General features: G+C 41.4%; 1 protein-coding gene. It reads right to left on the reverse strand.

Going from position 1 to position 558, the window contains the following annotated elements:
- Positions 1-558 (reverse strand): PKD domain-containing protein (locus HNS40_RS22705; RefSeq protein WP_172284983.1); only part of this gene is annotated, 558 nt, incomplete at both ends.

Consider the following 558-nt stretch of genomic DNA (forward strand, 5'->3'; position numbering starts at 1 on the left):
CGCTGGTGGCTGTGAGGCTCACTGTAAACAATTCATTCAACTGCTCTTCATAAGGAATATAAGTATGTAAAATGGTATCTAGAGGAGATCTAGCTCTGTTGCCATCTCCAAAGTTCCAATAACGCTCCATGATACTTCCGCTCTCCAAAGTAGAACTATCGGTGAATAAGATATCGCCCGTTCCACAGAAAGCATTGGTATCAGATACAAAAGATATCACAGGCATAGGATTCACCGCAATCGTACCAAAGGCCGTATCTCTACAACCCAAGTCTGTAAGTGCCATAAGGCTGATATTATAAATACCACTTTGCTCATATAAATGATTGATGGCATTATTCACTTCATTCCCAATGATAGTAGTATCTTGTCCATCACCAAAGTTCCAAGTCCAAGATTGCAAAATGGAGTTATTGGCATTGGTATTGCTGACTAGTAAGGCTTCTTCGCCATCACATACATTACTCACATCGAAGTCAGCATAAGGTGTTGGATAGACCACAATGGTTTTTCTAGCGGTATCAGAAAGCACGTCGCCATCCACATCAAAGCTCACCA

Source organism: Lentimicrobium sp. S6 (assembly GCF_013166635.1).
In the GTDB taxonomy this organism is placed as follows: Bacteria; Bacteroidota; Bacteroidia; order Bacteroidales; family UBA12170; genus UBA12170.